At 61.4% G+C, this 17318-nt stretch carries 14 protein-coding genes; 7 read left to right on the top strand and 7 right to left on the bottom strand.

Annotated features, from left to right (window positions below; all coding sequences use genetic code 11):
• On the top strand, positions 1-1158 hold the full coding sequence (locus tag ABMD26_RS02170; protein WP_354307405.1) for an ABC transporter ATP-binding protein: 1158 nt from the start codon (positions 1-3) through the stop codon (positions 1156-1158).
• 86 nt (positions 1159-1244) lie between these two features.
• Here the strand turns inward: ABMD26_RS02170 and ABMD26_RS02175 are convergent, their stop codons facing one another.
• Positions 1245-2648: a purine-cytosine permease family protein gene (locus ABMD26_RS02175; RefSeq protein WP_354307407.1), complete on the bottom strand. Its 1404-nt coding sequence runs from the start codon at positions 2646-2648 to the stop codon at positions 1245-1247.
• A 238-nt stretch (positions 2649-2886) separates the two neighbouring features.
• On the opposite strand from ABMD26_RS02175, the gene ABMD26_RS02180 reads away from it, so the two are divergent.
• Both ABMD26_RS02180 and ABMD26_RS02185 read left to right on the top strand, forming a co-directional pair.
• A complete protein-coding gene (locus ABMD26_RS02180) occupies positions 2887-3372 on the top strand; it encodes a flavin reductase family protein (protein WP_320522039.1) in 486 nt (161 codons plus the stop codon).
• Between the two features lie 83 nt (positions 3373-3455).
• A complete protein-coding gene (locus ABMD26_RS02185) occupies positions 3456-4493 on the top strand; it encodes an LLM class flavin-dependent oxidoreductase (protein ID WP_056842455.1) in 1038 nt (345 codons plus the stop codon).
• A gap of 43 nt (positions 4494-4536) precedes the next feature.
• Here the strand turns inward: ABMD26_RS02185 and ABMD26_RS02190 are convergent, their stop codons facing one another.
• Together ABMD26_RS02190 and hmpA are read right to left on the bottom strand one after the other, a co-directional pair.
• Positions 4537-5619, bottom strand: coding sequence for an NAD(P)H-dependent flavin oxidoreductase (locus ABMD26_RS02190; protein ID WP_502948293.1), 1083 nt, complete (start codon positions 5617-5619; stop codon positions 4537-4539).
• Positions 5620-5674: 55 nt separating this feature from the next.
• Positions 5675-6862, bottom strand: a complete 1188-nt coding sequence (hmpA, locus tag ABMD26_RS02195; RefSeq protein ID WP_354307411.1) for an NO-inducible flavohemoprotein — start codon at positions 6860-6862, stop codon at positions 5675-5677.
• A gap of 124 nt (positions 6863-6986) precedes the next feature.
• On the opposite strand from hmpA, the gene norR reads away from it, so the two are divergent.
• Both norR and ABMD26_RS02205 read left to right on the top strand, forming a co-directional pair.
• Positions 6987-8570 carry a nitric oxide reductase transcriptional regulator NorR gene (gene norR / locus ABMD26_RS02200; RefSeq protein ID WP_354307413.1) on the top strand — a complete coding sequence of 528 codons (1584 nt, stop codon included), beginning with the start codon at positions 6987-6989 and terminating at the stop codon, positions 8568-8570.
• A 299-nt stretch (positions 8571-8869) separates the two neighbouring features.
• Positions 8870-9781, top strand: coding sequence for a DMT family transporter (locus ABMD26_RS02205; protein ID WP_354307415.1), 912 nt, complete (start codon positions 8870-8872; stop codon positions 9779-9781).
• 102 nt (positions 9782-9883) lie between these two features.
• On the opposite strand, the gene umuC is transcribed toward ABMD26_RS02205, so the two are convergent.
• A complete protein-coding gene (gene umuC / locus ABMD26_RS02210; RefSeq protein WP_354307417.1) occupies positions 9884-11161 on the bottom strand; it encodes a translesion error-prone DNA polymerase V subunit UmuC in 1278 nt (425 codons plus the stop codon).
• A complete protein-coding gene (locus ABMD26_RS02215; RefSeq protein WP_056842449.1) occupies positions 11148-11576 on the bottom strand; it encodes a LexA family protein in 429 nt (142 codons plus the stop codon). The genes umuC and ABMD26_RS02215 overlap by 14 nt, the downstream gene beginning before the upstream one ends.
• Positions 11577-11671: 95 nt before the next feature.
• Here ABMD26_RS02215 and ABMD26_RS02220 point away from each other — a divergent pair, with 95 nt between their 5' ends.
• Positions 11672-12370 (top strand): SOS response-associated peptidase, encoded by a 699-nt coding sequence (locus tag ABMD26_RS02220; RefSeq protein WP_354307419.1) that lies wholly within the window; start codon positions 11672-11674, stop codon positions 12368-12370.
• A 24-nt stretch (positions 12371-12394) separates the two neighbouring features.
• On the opposite strand, the gene ABMD26_RS02225 is transcribed toward ABMD26_RS02220, so the two are convergent.
• Together ABMD26_RS02225 and uvsE are read right to left on the bottom strand one after the other, a co-directional pair.
• Positions 12395-14845, bottom strand: a complete 2451-nt coding sequence (locus ABMD26_RS02225) for a glycoside hydrolase family 65 protein (RefSeq protein WP_354307421.1) — start codon at positions 14843-14845, stop codon at positions 12395-12397.
• 55 nt (positions 14846-14900) lie between these two features.
• On the bottom strand, positions 14901-15920 hold the full coding sequence (gene uvsE, locus ABMD26_RS02230; protein ID WP_354307423.1) for a UV DNA damage repair endonuclease UvsE: 1020 nt from the start codon (positions 15918-15920) through the stop codon (positions 14901-14903).
• A gap of 257 nt (positions 15921-16177) precedes the next feature.
• On the opposite strand from uvsE, the gene lldD reads away from it, so the two are divergent.
• Entirely contained in the window at positions 16178-17311 is a 1134-nt protein-coding gene (lldD, locus tag ABMD26_RS02235) for an FMN-dependent L-lactate dehydrogenase LldD (RefSeq protein WP_134722648.1), read from the top strand.
• The last annotated feature ends 7 nt before the right edge of the window (positions 17312-17318 follow it).

Raw genomic sequence — 17318 nt, forward strand, 5'->3', positions numbered from 1 at the left:
ATGAGTGCAGTGATCAAACAACAACAGGCCGTGCAGGCCGGCGACACCCTGGTCAGCCTGCGCGGCTTGAACCGTCACTATGGCGACTTCGCCGCGGTCGACAACATCGACCTGGACATCAAGGACGGTGAGTTCCTGACCTTCCTCGGCTCCAGCGGCTCGGGCAAGAGCACCACGCTGTCGATGCTGGCCGGGTTCGAGACGCCCAGCTCCGGCGAGATCCTGGTCGGCGGTCAGTCACTGGTGAATGTGCCGCCGCACAAGCGCGGGATCGGCATGGTGTTCCAGCGCTATTCGCTGTTTCCGCACCTGTCGGTACGCGACAACATTGCTTTCCCTCTGGACATCCGCAAACTGAGCCGCGCCGAACGCGACCGCAAGGTCGATGCGATGCTCAAGCTGGTGCAGCTGGAGGCCTTCGCCCACCGCCGCCCGGCGCAGCTGTCCGGTGGCCAGCAGCAAAGGGTGGCCATCGCCCGCGCGCTGGTCTACGAGCCGCGCATCCTGTTGATGGACGAGCCACTGGGCGCCTTGGACAAGAAGCTGCGCGAAGATCTGCAGGACGAATTGCGGCAGTTGCACCGACGCCTGGGCATCACCATCGTCTACGTGACCCATGATCAGGAAGAAGCCATGCGCCTGTCGCAGCGCATCGCCATCTTCAGCCACGGCAAGATCGTCGGACTGGGCAGCGGCTACGACCTCTACCAGAACCCGCCCAATGCCTTCGTCGCGTCGTTCCTGGGCAATTCCAACTTTCTCAAGCTGACCACCACCAGCAACGGTTCCGCCACCTTCGAAGGCGACAGCCTGGGCATGCGCCTGACCCCCGGTGCCAATGTCGGGCAGCAGGTGCTGCTGATGGTACGTCCGGAGAAGGCCCAGGCCCTGAGCGTTGCTCAGGCGGCAGAGCAACCGCTATTGCCAGGCTGGAACCAGATTCCGGCCACTGTCACCGAGACCCTGTTCCTGGGTGAAAGCCAGACCTGCAGCGTTGTCACCCGCGGCGGTACGGCGATGACGGTCAAAGCCTTGTCAGCGGCCGGTATGCCCCTGCAGGCCGGTGAGCAGGTCCAGGTGCGCTGGGCAGCGGCAGACGCTTGCGTGTACACGCACTGGGAAGACGGCGACCTGAACAAGGCGGCCGGCGCACACTGATCTGTCGACACACCCAGCAATCGCCGCAACGCAAAAGGCCCCGAACGATCGGGGCCTTTTTGCAACTGATCGCCGGGTAGCCAGCGCTACTTGGCGTATCCGGCCCGCAGTCGTTCGGCACGTTGCTGTTTGCGGGTCGCCAGGCAGTAGAACAGCGGACAGGTGACCACGATGCCCACCAGCCAGGACAGGTCCGCGCCTTCGACCAGATGGGCATAGGGACCGACATACAACGCGGTGTTGGCGAACGGCAACTGCACGGCGATGCCACAGGCGTAGGCGATGATCGCGTGCCAATTGAAGCGGCCGTACTGGCCGCCATCGGCTGCAAAGATCGACTCGATGTCGTAGTCGCCGTACTTGATCAAGTAGAAGTCGATCAGGTTGATCGAGGCCCACGGCACCAGTACCAGCAACAGGGCCAGGATCAAGCCGATGAAGTCCTGGATGAAGTCGCCCGACGCGCCCACCGCCACCACACAGCACCCGCTCAACACCAGCGCCGACAGCACGATGCGCACCTTCACACTCGGCGTCCAGTGGGCGATGAACGTCTGCACGGCGGTGACGATGGCCAGTACCGCACCGTACAGGTTCAGCGCGTTGTGGCTGATGATGTTGAGCAGGAACAGCAACATCAGCACGGGGCCCAGCACGCCGGTCGCCTGCTCAACCGCAGTCATCGCTTCGGTGCCTGGCGGGGTTGCCAGCACCACCACGGCGCCAAAGCTGAACGACAGGATGGTCCCCAGCGTGGCGCCGGCGTAGGTGGCCCAAAACGGCTTGGCGATGCCGATATCGCTGGGCAGGTAGCGGGAGTAGTCCGACACGTAGGGCGAAAAACTGACCTGCCAGATCACCCCCAGCGACACCGTGGCGATGAACCCTGCCAAGGTGAACCCGCCTCGGGTCAGGAAATCGACCGGCAGCGGCTGACTGAACACGAAAGCGAAGCCGGCGAGCAGCGCGCCGCCCATGACCCAGGTGCCGATCCGGTTCAAGGTGTGAATGAAGCGGTAGCCGAGCACGCCGATGGCGGTCGCGGCCAGGGCGCCGATGAGGCTGCCCAGAGGCAATGAAATCGGCTCGACCATGGCGTGGATCGATTTCCCGGCCAGCACGATGTTGGAGATGAAGAAACCGACGTAGATCAACGCGGCGAAGAACACGATCAACAGCGCGCCGAACCGACCGAATTGCCCGCGACTCTGGACCATCTGCGGTATGCCCAGCCTTGGCCCCTGCGCCGAGGACAGGGCAATGACCACACCCCCCAGGCAATGCCCCAACACGATGGCCAGCAACCCCCAGGCGAGATTGAGGTGGAAGACCTGGACCACCATGGCGCCGGTGACGATCGGCAACGGCGCGATGTTGGTGCTGAACCACAGCGTGAAGAGGTCACGAGCCCGCCCATGGCGCTCGGCGTGGGGGACCTGCTCGACGGTGTGGCTCTCGATCAATGGGTCTTGCGATGAACGCTCGGACATAGGTTTTCACTCGAGTCTGTTGTTGTTCTTGTAGGAATCCGGGTCACCAGGCGCAACCCGTTTCTGATAGACAAACCATATTACGGTATACCAAGAAAACGCAAGCGAGCGTCTGACCCCAACCTGTTTCAAAAGACCACCCGGACCGCGGCGCAGCTCTGAAAATGAGGGTTGCACAAACAATTCTTTGGTATACCATCAGACCAATAAATATTCGAACAAACCCGAGGTACCTTTGATGATCGATGCCGAAATCTACAAACAAGTCATGGGCTCGTTCCCCTCTGGCGTGACCGTGATCACCACGCTGGACGATCAAGGCCAGCTCGTGGGCATGACCGCCAGCGCCTTCAGTTCGCTGTCCATCGATCCGGCCCTCGTGTTGTTCTGCCCCAACTACAAGGCCGACTCCTATCCTCACCTGATTCACAGCAAGCGCTTCGCCATCCATCTGCTCTCCAGCGACCAGCAAGCCGAAGCCTACGCCTTCGCCAGCAAGGGCAAGAACAAGGCCGATGGCATCGCATGGAGCCTGAGCGCGCTGGGCAATCCGGTCCTCGACAACGCCATCGCGGTCATCGAGTGCGAACTGTGGCGGGAATACGAAGGCGGTGATCACGCGATCATGGTCGGCGCGGTCAAGAATCTGCTGGTGCCCAGCGCCCCGCAAACCCCGTTGGTCTATTGCCGAGGAAAAATGGGTGCCCTGCCCGCGTTCGCCTGACATATCCCACGCCATTGACTGTCCGGGCCACGGCACGCCCCTGGCCGGGACGAACCACCGCCAACAGATCCGAGGTAGGCAAGATGAAATTTTCGCTGTTCGTGCACATGGAGCGCTGGGACGAGAAGACCAGCCACCGCCAGCTTTTCGAAGACTTGACCGAACTGACCCTGATGGCCGAAGAAGGCGGGTTCAGCACGGTGTGGATCGGCGAGCACCACGCCATGGAGTACACCATTTCCCCCAGCCCCATGCCGCTGCTGGCCTACCTGGCCGGCAAGACCACGACCATTCACCTGGGCGCCGGCACCATCATTGCGCCGTTCTGGCACCCGCTGCGAGTTGCCGGCGAATGCGCTCTGCTGGACGTGATCAGCAACGGACGCATGGAAGTCGGCCTGGCTCGCGGCGCCTACCAGGTAGAGTTCGATCGCATGGCCGGTGGCATGCCCGCCAGCAGCGGCGGTAACGCACTGCGCGAGATGGTGCCAGTGGTGCGCAAGTTGTGGGAAGGCGACTACGCCCATGACGGCGATATCTGGAAATTTCCCACCTCCACCAGCGTGCCGAAGCCGGTCAGGACGCCACCGATGTGGATCGCTGCGCGCGACCCCGACTCGCACAACTTCGCGGTCGCCAATGGTTGCAACGTGATGGTCACGCCGCTGATGAAGGGCGACGAGGAAGTGGTCGATCTGAAGAACAAGTTCGAAGCGGCCCTGGCCAACAACCCAACCGTACCGCGCCCGCAATTGATGGTGCTGCGTCACACCCATGTTCACGGTAACGACGACCCCGAAGGCTGGAAGGTTGGCGCCACGGCGATCTCGCGGTTCTACCGCACCTTCGATGCCTGGTTCGGCAACAAGACCACCCCGGTCAACGGCTTCCTGGAACCCAGCCCGGAATCCAAGTTCGCCGAGCGCCCGGAGTTCGAACTGGAGAACATCCGCAAGAACACCATGATCGGCACACCCGAGCAGATCATCGCGCGCATCAAGCATTACCAGGAGTTGGGCGTCGACGAGTTCAGCTTCTGGTGCGACAACAGCCTGCCCCATGCCGAAAAGAAGAAATCGCTGGAGCTGTTCATCAATGAGGTGGTGCCGGCGTTCCGATAGCCTTGAAGCGTCAATGAAAGAACCGGGCACTTGCCCGGTTTTTTCATGAGTGACTGAAGCGAGAGGCGGCCTGCATTTCTTCGACAAGCACCTGCACAAGCCTCTGTGCAGGTAGCTCCCTGGCCAGCGGCGCACCCTGCCCCGCCCACTGTGCAGCAAAGTCGTGACAGCCCTTGGCGCTGGCCGCCCCATGCAAGGCTTTGGCAGCGTCGTAGGCCAGCGGATACTCGGCTGGCAGAGGAACCCTGTCGGCCCCGGACTCCAGGTACAGGCGATTCGGAATGCCCCGGGCCGGGCGGCCGGACAAGTAGCTGGTCACCCGGGTCTGATGGGCCTTCGGACCTTTCAATGCGTCTCGATGCTCTGGCGTTGCACAGGACTCCGGGCACAGGATGAACGCCGTTCCCAACTGACAGGCGCTGGCGCCAAGCATCATCGCTGCATTGATTCCAGCCCCCTCCATGATCCCGCCTGCAGCGATGACTGGCAGATCCACCGCTGCGACGATAATGCGCAACAACGCAAACAGCCCCATCTGCTGGTCTTTACCGAACGCATCATCGAACACGCCGCGATGCCCGCCGGCTTCATAGCCCTGCGCAACGATCGCCTGAGCCCCGGCCTGCTCAAGCTGCCGGGCTTCGGACAACGTGGTTGCACAACCCATGGTGTAGATGCCCGCCGACTTGAGTTCTTCGATCCACTGCGCAGGCGGCGCGCCGAAATGAAAGCTGACGACAGCGGGCTTCTCTTCGACGAGCATTTCAAGCATGGCGCGGTCGTCGACAAAGCTTTTGTAGATTTCCTTCAGGACCGTTGGCGGTACACCCTCGAACTCGGCAAACAAACTCGCAAGATACTTCAGCCACGCTTCGTTTCTGGCGTGATCGAACACCGCAGGGCGATGGCAGAACATATTGACGTTGAAGGGGTTGCCCGTCAGCGCCCTGGTCTGCCGAATCAGCTCACGCCCCTGCTCCGGCGTACTGGCGCCCAGACCGATGGAGCCCAATGCGCCAGCGTTGGAAACGGCCGCTGCCAATTGCGGCGTCGAGACACCTACCATCGGCGCTTGAACGATCGGATGCGTGATTCCCCACTCGGACAGCATGTCGGGTTTTGGCATTTTTCATCCTTCCTCTCGATTGGTCGTGCCGGCTAGCGAGCCGACCTGACCAGTACTAGGCCAGCTCTTCTGCAGGTCCGAAAAACTCATAATGCGCCTGGCCGTCCGGCACGCCCATTTCACGCAGGCTTCGCTTCATGAACGCCATGAACGGCTTGGGGCCCAGAAAATAGGCTTCGACGTCTCGGTCTTCGGGCATCCACTGTTTCAGCTGCTCTATCGAAGGCATGCCGACGGCATCGGGTTGTACTGCTGAATCGGCACTGGCTTCGTTATATACGATGTAGCCCTTGAACTGCGGAAAGCCTTGCGACCACTCGTAAAGCCGATCCTTGAACGCTTGAGCCTGGGCATTTCTTGCGTAGTGGATGAAGACGACTGGACGCTCACCTGCCTGCAGCGCGGTCTCGGCCATGGCGATCGTCGGCGTGATACCCACCCCGCCACTGATCAGCACCAATGGCTTGGTACCTTCTGCCAGCGTGAAGTTGCCCGACGGTGGAAACAACTCGAGCACCGATCCGGCGATGACCTGGTCGTGCAGATAATTGGAGGCCACGCCAGTGGGCTCGCGCTTCACACTGATGCGCAGTCCCACCCCTGAGGATGGCGCAGACAGCGAGTAACTGCGACGGCACTCGGTCCCCTCGATGTTCAGACGCAGGCTGATGTATTGCCCCGGTTTGTGCGCGATGACCGGTTTGCCATCGACCGGCTCCAGGTAAAACGACGTGATCTCACTGCTTTCAGGCACTTTGCAGGCGACCCGGAACAAGCGCCCACCGCGCCACCCGCCCGGTGCTGCGGCAACGTTTTCGTACACCTGTTCTTCGGCACCGATCAGCAGGTCGGCGAGCTGTTGATAGGCTGCCCCCCACGCGGCTATCACTTCATCGGTGGCGATGTCTTCACCCAGCACTTCACGAATCGCGCGCAACAGGCAGGCACCCACGATCGGGTAGTGCTCCGGAAGGATTTGCAGCGCGACGTGCTTGTTGACGATCTGGCTTGCCAGCGGTCCCAGGTTTTCCAGGCGGTCGATATTGCGGGCATACATCAGCACGCCGTTGGCGAGCGCCCGAGGTTGCGATCCGCTCGCCTGATGCGCTTGGTTGAACAACGGTCTAACCTCTGGATGACCGTCGAGCATGATGGTGTAGAAATGGGTCGCCAATGCCTCACCCCCCGTTTCCAGGAGCGGGATGGTTGCCTTGATGATGTCGCGCTGAGCTTGAGTGAGCACGTGAACTCCGGATGCAGATTAGTGATATCGTCATAGCAACCGTCATGCCATCAAAAAACCCCAGTGAAATCAGGCTACCACTGGTTTTCGAGAGTCGTTTCGACTCGGTTAAAAAGACTCAAACATGAAAGATAAGGTCATTTCGACTCAGTCATCACGCGCGCTCCGGGCGCTTCTACCCCTGCTGGGCGACCTCACGGCCGAGATCAGCGCAGAACACCGTTACCAGCGTGTGCTCGATGCGCTACGGGAGCTGGTGCCGACCGATGCCGTAGCCATCCTGCGTCTTGACGATCACGTGCTGATCCCCGAGGCCGCCCATGGACTGGCGGTCGATGCCATGGCCCGACGGTACCCGGTGGACAGCCACCCGCGCTTGAAAGCGATCATCGAGGCGCCGGGCGCGATACTCTTTCCGCCCGACTGCCCATATCCGGACCCCTACGATGGCCTTATCGGCGCCAGCACGTTGCCGGTGCACGACTGCATGGGCTGCGCCCTGCGCATCAACGAAAAGATCTGGGGTGTCCTGACCCTGGACGCGTTGAAGGTGGGTCAATTCTCCGCAGACGATCTGCAGACAGTGGAAACGTTCGCGCGCCTGGCTGCCGCCACCGTGGTGGCCGCCGGGCATTTCGACCAACTGATGCGCGCCCTCGAGGGTGAACGCAAGCGCGCCGATGCCTACCGACTGGCCCACCAGGGCGGGCCTCAGCGCATGATCGGCACCAGCGAGGCATTCAAACAGTTGCTGGGGGAAATCGACCTGGTGGCACCCAGTGAGCTGACCGTTCTCATTACCGGTGAAACGGGGGTTGGCAAAGAGCTGGTGGCGCGTCGGCTCCACAGCCACTCTCACCGCGCCGACAAGCCGATGATCAGCGTCAACTGCGCCGCCTTGCCGGAACACCTTGTCGAAAGCGAACTGTTCGGGCACGTCAAAGGCGCGTTTTCAGGCGCCGTCGAGAATCGCCTGGGCAAATTCGAGATGGCCAGTGGGGGCACCCTGTTCCTCGACGAGATCGGCGAACTGCCGCTGTCGGTGCAGGCCAAGCTGCTCCGGGTGCTGCAAGGCGGTGATGTACAGCGCGTAGGCTCCGACCGCTCCCATGTGGTCGATATCCGGCTGCTGGCCGCGAGCAACCGAGACCTGGCTGAAGAGGTTCGAACCGGCCGCTTTCGCGCCGACCTCTATCATCGCCTGACGGTGTATCCGCTGCGCGTGCCGCCGCTGCGGGAGCGCAAGGAGGACATTCTTCTGCTGGCCGGCGCGTTCGCCGAAGAAAACCGGTACCGCATGGCACTGCCCCCGGTCAGGTTCGCCGCCCCCGCCAAACAGGCCCTCGGTCACTACGCTTGGCCCGGCAATGTTCGCGAGTTGGAACACCAGATCGCCAGGGCCGTGCTGAAGGCGAAAAAGCGGGTTTCAGGTTCAGCCCGTAAAGACATGCTCGTCCTGATGGCAGACGACTTCGACCTGCCGGCGGCGAAAACAGTGGAAGCAGAACTCCCTGAGTCGCCGGACCCCACTCGGTCTGCGCCTGTCGACTACAAGGCCGCCGTGGATGATTACAAGAGAGAGCTTCTGGAAGGCGCATTGATCCAGCATCGAGGCAATGTCACTGCCGCCGCCAGGAGCCTTGGCCTGGACCGAGCCAATCTGGCAAGGCTTGCAGCACGGCTTGGTGTCAGGGTTCAGCGCGTGTAGGCACAAGCTTCAATCCGTGCTCATTGCTGAGCATCGATCAAGGTATAGCCAGCTCATGTTGGTGCTGTGCATTAACTGAACTTGACAAGACTTCCTCATCAAATCAGAGATTTAGTAAAAATTGAGAACCGACTCCGGAGCCTGGAGAAACAACTCGATGCAAAACAAAAAAACGAATCGCCGACTCGTACCCTATAAACACCAACGCAGCAATAAATTCAGCAGCCTTCATCAATAGTAACGGCGCCCCAGGCTCAAAACCGGATCGCCCCTCATTGCTCGTTATGGTTAATCAGATAATGTCGCCCTTTCAAAAAAGCGTGTTCCTTATAGCTGTCATGGCGCTGATCTGGGGCGCTGGCTTGCCGGTTTCAAAGGTTGGTGTTCAGGCCTTGGGCGCTTGGCCATTCCGATTGGCATGCGCTTTTATCAGTGTTCTTTTCCTCTACGCCGTATTTTGGAAACCTGTGAATGCCCTCAGCACCACCTTAGACGCCATGCTTTATCTAAAGCTTTTCATTATTGCAATTCCAAACGTTTTTCTCGTTCCGGTTTTAAACAACATAGCATTGGAGCGCCTAAGCATTTCCGACTCCACTTCCCTAATCTATACAATGCCTTGCTTTACCTCTTTTTTTGCGATGATACTTAATCGTAAACTCGATGGTTTTTCCATTGCTTCACTGACGTTCTGCTCAATAGGCATCTGGTTGATTATCGGAAAACTTGAATTTTCTTCAAGCCACTTGATCATCCTGTCAAGCGCCGTATCCTGGTCGATCGGCTCCCTCATCGCCCAGCGATTGAAGACTGATATAGATTTTCGGGTGAAAGTATTCTGGCAGGTCACCTTCGGTTGCTTTTGCACCTTCCTGGTGTCGCCGCTATTTCTAGATTGGCCTACCGAAATCATGGCATTTCCTGGAAGCTTGTCGTTATCTGCTGCTGCGGCGATTTTGTTTATGGGCATCGTTGGGGGCGCGATCGTTTTTTATATCTGGTTCTACCTGATCAAACTTCAGAGCGCCGAATACGCAAGCTACGCGACTTTATTTTCACCTGTCATTTCTGTCGTGTTGGCCATGACCTATTTTGGTGAAAAACCTTCAGCCAGCACAATCATTGGCTTTGCCCTCATTCTTGCCAGCGCGTTGATCGTGAATATCGTGCGGCCTGCATGGGTTTCAAGGAAATCTCCGGAGACCGCATGACGTGTTCCGATCAAGTTATTGGACAGATCAACCAACACTTTGAGTCTGTGACGCATCGCGCCGATGACGACGTAGCAACGCTCAGCCCCGACGGCGGAACACTCACCCCCTGACCGTCCACAACTGCTCGATCTGCGTCGTATAGCTCTGACTCATCATCTCCCGACGCATGCCCCAGTCCGGGTTGGTCGGCACAGCCGCCGGACGCAAAGTCCCCCTGCCCCAGCGACCGTTGACCGCGTCGAGCACCTGCATCAGGCGCTCGGCGCTGGCCGGTTGGGCGCTGGCGAACAAGTCGTCGGTGAACTCGCCGCGCTGGCACAGGCCCAGCAGGAGTATTTCGGCCTTGCTGTAGGTGAAGCCGCTGCGAAAGATGAATTCCAGGCCCTGCACCGCTGCCTTGGTCAACAGGCGCACATCGTCGGTGGGGTACGGCAGTTGTACCACCACGCCGTTGGCGTACTTGGCTTCCAGCGGGTTGAGCATGCCGGTGCGGATGCTCACACGCAGCTGCCGACACAGCGAACGTTGCGCACGCAGCTTCTCCGAGGCCCGCATCACATAGCTGGCCACCGCCTCGCGGATCGGGGCGATCTCGGTCAGGCGCTTGCCGAACATCCGGCTGCAGCAGATTTCCTGCTTGGGCGGATCGGGGTCTTCAAGTTCCAGGCACGGTGTGCCGCCCAGTTCGCGGGCGGTCTTTTCGATCACCACGCTGAAGCGGCTGCGCAACAAGGCCGGATCGGCGCAGCTCAGGTCCCAGGCGGTGGCGATGTTCATGCCCTGCAGGTGTGCGCTCATCTTGCGGCCGATGCCCCAGACGTCGCTCACCGGGGTGACCTTCAACAGGCGATCGCGGCGACCGGCTTCGCGCAGGTCCAGCACCCCGCCCAGCTGTTTGTGCCACTTCTTCGCGGCATGGTTGGCCAGTTTGGCCAAGGTCTTGGTGCCGGCAATCCCCACCCCCACCGGTATGCCGGTGCGTCGGTAGACCTGTTCACGAATGTCGCGGCCCAGTGCGTCCAGGTCCTGGTGCATGCCGGTGAGGTCGGCGAACGCTTCGTCGATGCTGTAGACCTCCAGCGCGGGCACCATGGACTCGATGATGCACATCACCCGTTCGCTGATGTCGCCGTACAGCGCGTAGTTGGAGGAAAACGCCACGATGCCGTGCTGGCGCAGCAAGTCCTTGATCTGGAAATACGGCGACGCCATCTTCACCAGCGCCTTGGCCTCGGCCGATCGGGCAATCACGCAGCCGTCGTTGTTGGATAGCACCACGATCGGCGTCTTGGCCAGATCCGGACGAAACACCCGTTCGCAACTGGCGTAGAAGCTGTTGCAGTCGATCAGCGCGAAGACCGGTTCATTCCTTTTCATGGGCACGTACGCTGAAGGTCACCACGCCCCAGATCAACAGCTCGTCGCCTTCCATGATGTAGCGCGGCGGGTACTCGCGATTGGCCGACTTGAGAATCACCTCGCGACCACGCTTGTGCAGGCGCTTGCACATGGGTTCGCTGTTCACCGCGGCAATGACGACATGGCCATGTTCGGCCTCGATCGAGCGGTCCACGATCACCAGGTCGCCGCAGAAGATCCCCGCGCCCTGCATGCTGTCGCCCTGGATGCGCACCAGGTAGATGTGCGGTGCGCGGATCTCCAGCAGTTCATCCAGCGAAATGCGCTGCTCCATATGGTCGGCGGCGGGCGAGGGAAAACCGGCCGGGACCTTGAAGGAATACAGCGGATGCGCGGTGCTGCCCGGAGCGAGCGGGCCAAGAATAGTGATCATGGGATTGCCTGGTATTGATACTGTACGAATATACAGTTAACTTTGTACGACCTTGGAGGTCAACAAGAGACCGCGACAATCTGACGGAGAACACCATGTGTGGTCGCTACTCGATGTACGAAGCGATGGACGTCTATCTGCGTGAATTGGCCCCGCGTCAGCAGGTCATCCGTTATGTCGACCCGCAGCCGCAGGCGCGCTACAACATCGCGCCGACGCAGCGGGCCATGGTGTTGCAGGGCACCGAGCAGGGCCTGTCGATCGATTCGGTGAAATGGGGCTGGGCGCCGTTCTGGGCCCAGGGCAAGCGCCCGGCCCCAATCAACGCGCGGGTCGAGACGGTCGCGACCGGAAAGTTCTTCAAGCAGCTGTGGCCCAATGGGCGCGTGCTGATACCGGCCAACGGCTGGTATGAGTGGGTCAAGGACGCCGGTGACCCGAAGAAGAAACAACCCTGGTTCATTCATCTTGCGGACGACAAGCCGATGTTCTTCGCCGCCCTCGCCCAGGTCACGCCGGGGCTTGAGCCCTGTGAAGGCGATGGTTTCGTGATCATCACCGATGCCAGCAATGAAGGCATGGTCGACATCCACGACCGCCGCCCGGTAGTGCTGGCACCGGAGCAGGCACAGGAGTGGCTGGAAGCCGACCTGAGCGCCGAGCGCAGCATCGAGATCGCCCAACACGAAGGCCGGCCGGTAGCCGACTTTCGATGGCACGCGGTGGGCAAGGCGGTTGGCAATGTGCGCAATCAGGGCGCCGAATTGATTGCGCCGATCGATGAGGCGTCCTGAAGCCGCACTCGCCACCCGCTGAACTCAGCCGATGAGGTTGACCGACGAACCGGGTTCGAGCTGTTCAGCGCCCAGCGCGTGGATCAAGGTGATCGCCTGGGTCGACAGCGCACGCAGGTGCACGGTGATCACTTCATCGACCCGCGTCACGTCCACCCATTGCCCATGAAACTGCACGGCGAGGCTGACGTCGCCCAGGCCGGGCGGTGGTGCCGGGAACACCCGCAACCCTTCCACCGCCGCAGACACGCCCAGGTAATGCCGCTGCATCACGTCCAGCGCACCGGACATGGCCGCCAGGTGCACGCCCTCGCGGACTCCGCTGTCGGACTTGGCGTCCAGATCCGTGCGCAGGCAATGCTGGTAGTACGTCCATGAAGCGTCGCTGTCGGTGTGGGCCAGCGCACCGGCGCAGACGGTTTTCGACAGGCTGGATTCGTGGAAGACGTGGCCCAGGTGGTAGTCCATTGTCCGCCGCGCGATGTCGCTGTCGAATGGGTAGCGCAAGCGGTCGAACAGCGCCTGCAACTGATCCTGTGACAGCAAATAGAACAGCATCAGGGTGTCGGCCTGCTTGCTCACCTGATAGTGGTCGCAGTGATCGCCCCGGGCTTCGAGCATCCAGTCCAGGCGCGGATTGTCTTCGCGCTTCCACTCGTCCGGCGCAGGCTGCAGCCTGTCGAAGCCCTCGAACTGGTCGAGTACGCCATCGGCGGTGAACGGCAGGAACATGTTGCGGCTGACATGCTCCCAGTGCGATGCCTCGTCGGGGCGCAGCGCCAGGCGCTCGACGAGGTCCTCGCGCAGGACGGTGGGCAACCGCTGTAGCACGTCCAGCGCGCGGCATAGGGTCCAGACGGCCATCAGGTTGGTGTAGGCGTTGTTGTCCAGGCCCGGTTGTTCGGCATGGGGGTAGGCGTTGTGGTACTCGTCGGGACCGATCACACCTTCGATGACATAGCGTTGCCGAGACTCGTCATAGCGAGCCACGCTGGCCCAGTAACGCGCGACTTCGATGATCAGATCACCGATCTTGCCGGCCAGTTGCTGCTCGTCGCCGGTCGCCAGGTAGAGCGTCCAGGCGTCGTAGGCCACGGCCGAGCCGATGTGGCGCTGCAAGTGCGTGGGGTCGGGCACCCAGTGGCCGGAAAGCGGGTAGTATTGGAACGGCTGGGTCTGCTCTTCGCCGTCGTGGGCGCTGCGCCAGGGAAACATGGCACCGCCGTAGCCCAATCGGGCCGCTCGGCGCCGCGCGGCCGGCAGGCGTGTGTGGCGGTAGTCGAGCAATGAACTGGCCAGTTCCGGACGGTGCGTGGCGAACAGCGGAAAGGCGAACAATTCGTCCCAGAACACTTGGCCGAAATAGCCTTCCTGCCAGCCGCGCGCCGGAAAGCCCAGGTCACGGCCGATGCTCAACGGCGACACCGTTTGCTGGATATGCCATCCGGCGAACTGCAGTGGATGATCCACTGCCGGATCGGCCACGCGCATGCGTCCGTATTCCCAGGTGTCTTGCCATGCCTGTTGGTGGGCGGTCAGTAACGCTGCATAGGGGGCGTCGGGCAGTGCCGCCATGCTGCTGGACAGCCCATGGAATTCGTCATCGACCTGCACGATGACGCGCTTTTCCAGTACCAGCGGGCCTTGCTCGGGCCATTCCACCGTACCCTCCTGCACCAGGCGATCGTCCACCACCTGACCCTGCCACTGGCACGGCGCTACGGTCTGCACGGCCACTGCCACCTTGCGCGAAGGGTCCTCAAGGGTCGCCACCACCCCTGCCCGGCCGTCGGGCAGGTGCTCCCAGCGATGACTGCGCAGGCGTCGGCCTTCGTAGTCGCGGTCGCGCTCGATCAGGTAGTTGCCGCGGCTGTTGTCCAGCGTCGCACGCACACGCAGGCCGGTCAGTGGTGTCTGCGCGTGCAGCTCCCAGCGCAGCACCGCCAGTTGCGCATTGGCCAGGCTGACGAAGCGGGTCTCTATCAGCTCGACCGGTGTTCCGCCCAGCAGGAACGACAGCCGACGGGTCAGTACACCGCGCTGCATGTCGACGTGCTGGTGATAGCTGCGCAAGGTGTCTTCGGCAAGCTCGAACCATGGCTGCTCGTTCAACGAAAAGGTCAGGCCGAAGGGATCGGGCAGATTGACCAAGGCTGCAATATGGGTCGTGGTGCCGTTGACCTGGCGCGCGGCATCGTCGTACCAGCCTGCACGGTAGAGACCGGGGTAATGCCCCTCTGGACGCGGCACGGCGCAGGCTTCGGGCGAACACGCACGCCACGAGATCACGCCGTTGGCCAAAGTGAACAGCGCTTCGCGGCGCTGCTCGTCGTCGAGTTCGAAATGGTCGAAAGCCAGTGAGTGGGTCGCTCGATCCGTCATCGGCGTGGTCCACGGGCGTGCAGCAGGGAAACAGCGGTAACCGGCGTGGGCGTCATGCAAGGATTCCTCGAGTGTGCAGGCGTCGATAGTCATCAATGCAGACCCATGCCACCGCTCTGGGTTCGGCCTCCTGGGGGGTGCGCAGTGGTTACAGCATGTAACTCTGGTAGAACGCCAAGGTCGCCTGATTCTTGTGCTTGGCTTCGAACATGATGTCGAAGCGCTCGAGAAACTGCAGGGCGTAGCGGTTGGTCCAGTGGTTCCACATCAGTTCGCTGTGGCCATAGAGATCACGCTTGGAAACCACCTGCAGCAGCGCTTCCATCTCCAGCTTCTGCTCGGCGGTAAAGCCCAGTTCCTGAAGGCGCTCCTGGGGCTGCGAGTAATGCATGACCGGCCGCACGCCGCGCCAGCTGTCGATGATGCGATCCACACGGGGATCGTCCACGGCGATGTAGTCGTTCTCGTTGATCCAGCAGTGGTGGATATCCAGCACCACCGGTGCCAGGTCGGCCAGTTGCAGGCAATCGTCGACGCCGTAGGTTTTCTCTTCGTTCTCGAAGGTGATGCAGCGGCGTGCCACCTCCGACAAACGCGGCCAGATGGCGCGGATGCCCTCGGCGCCGAGGCGGCCGGCAATGTGCACGTTGCACTTGAAGTCCTGGAACTGCACGCCGTAGCCCATCATGCGGATCATGTCGGCGTGGTACTCGAATTCCGCCAGGCTGTTTTCCACCACCGGGGGTTTGTCCGAACCCAGCACGCAGAACTGGCCAGGGTGGAAAGACAGACGGATGCCGGCACTGCGCGCGCGATCGCCCATCTGCGCGAAACGCTTGGCCAACCAGGCCTGACGCTCGGGCTGCTGGTAGAACGCTGCCACCTGCGGATGACTGTAGAACGGCAGCAGGTCGCTGCTCAGGCGCAGCATGCGCAGGGCTTCGGGCAGCTGCGCTACGTAATCGAGCAATTGCAGCTGCGCTTGCAGGTTGTGGGTGATCACTTCCTGAAGCTTCTCGTGGGCCACCTGGGTGGCGACGCTGTTCATCCAGCGCAGGGTGGTGGTGCGTGGGTTGTAGGCGCCTTCGATGAGCTTCAGTTCGGCCAGGGTCAGGGCGCGAATCGAATGTCGGTATTGGCAGGCGAAGCCGATGCGAGGGGTGTTCATGGGTGTGAAGGCCTGGTGTTCAGGTAGGTAGCCGATAGACCACTGCGGTGTCTATTCCTCTCGTCGAACATCCCCGCAGGCAGGCAAATTGACAGACGCCCTGCGCCGCTCTTAATCTGTAGCCAATAGATTGTAAATTGGTCATACCAATTCAGATTCGCTGCTGGCAGACCTCCAACAACAATCGGGGAACCCGCAACCATGCCGATGACACCTGTGGCCCAGCCTGCCCTCCCTGTGCGGGAGATGACGCGCCCATGATCATTTCCGCTTCCACCGACTACCGCGCCGCCGCGCAACGTCGCCTGCCGCCCTTTCTGTTCCATTACATCGATGGCGGCGCTTACGCCGAGCACACGCTCAGGCGCAACGTCAGCGACTTGGCCGATATCGCCCTGCGTCAGCGGGTGCTGCGCAACATGTCCGAGTTGAGTCTGGAAACGCAGTTGTTCGGTGAAACCCTGGCCATGCCGGTGGCGCTCGCGCCGATCGGTCTGTGTGGCATGTTTGCCCGTCGTGGCGAGGTGCAGGCGGCCAAGGCGGCGGATGCCAAAGGCATTCCATTCACGCTGTCGACGGTGTCGGTCTGCCCGATCGAGGAAGTTGCGCCAGCCATTTCGCGGCCGATGTGGTTTCAGCTGTACGTGCTCAAGGATCGCGGTTTCATGAAGAACGCCCTGGAGCGCGCTCGCGCCGCCGGGGTCAAGACGCTGATTTTCACCGTCGACATGCCGGTGCCCGGCGCACGCTACCGGGATGCGCACTCGGGCATGAGTGGCGCCAACGGCCCGATGCGGCGCATGTGGCAAGCGGTGACGCACCCGGCCTGGGCCTGGGATGTGGGCCTGCATGGCCGACCACATGATTTGGGCAATATCTCTACCTACCGTGGCAACCCCACCGGGCTTGCCGACTACATCGGCTGGCTGGGCAGCAATTTCGATCCGTCGATTTCCTGGAAGGACCTGGAGTGGATCCGCGAATTCTGGGATGGACCGATGATTATCAAGGGCATTCTCGACCCCGAGGACGCTCGCGATGCCGTGAGTTTCGGTGCCGATGGCATCGTCGTCTCCAACCACGGCGGACGCCAGCTCGACGGCGTGCTGTCCAGCGCCCGAGCCCTGCCTGCAATCGCCGATGCGGTGAAGGGCGATCTGGCGATACTGGCCGACTCGGGTATCCGCAGCGGGCTGGATGTTGTGCGCATGATCGCGCTGGGTGCCGATACGGTGCTGTTGGGCCGCGCCTTCATCTATGCCCTGGCGGTGGCTGGCGGTGCCGGCGTGAGCAATCTGCTGAATCTGATCGAAAAGGAAATGCGCGTGGCCATGGTGTTGACCGGGGCCAAATCCATTGCCGAGATCGGCTCGGATTCGCTGGTGCGTTGAGCGTTCG

This window comes from Pseudomonas sp. PvP001 (assembly GCF_040546375.1).
Taxonomy (GTDB): domain Bacteria; phylum Pseudomonadota; class Gammaproteobacteria; order Pseudomonadales; family Pseudomonadaceae; genus Aquipseudomonas; species Aquipseudomonas coleopterorum.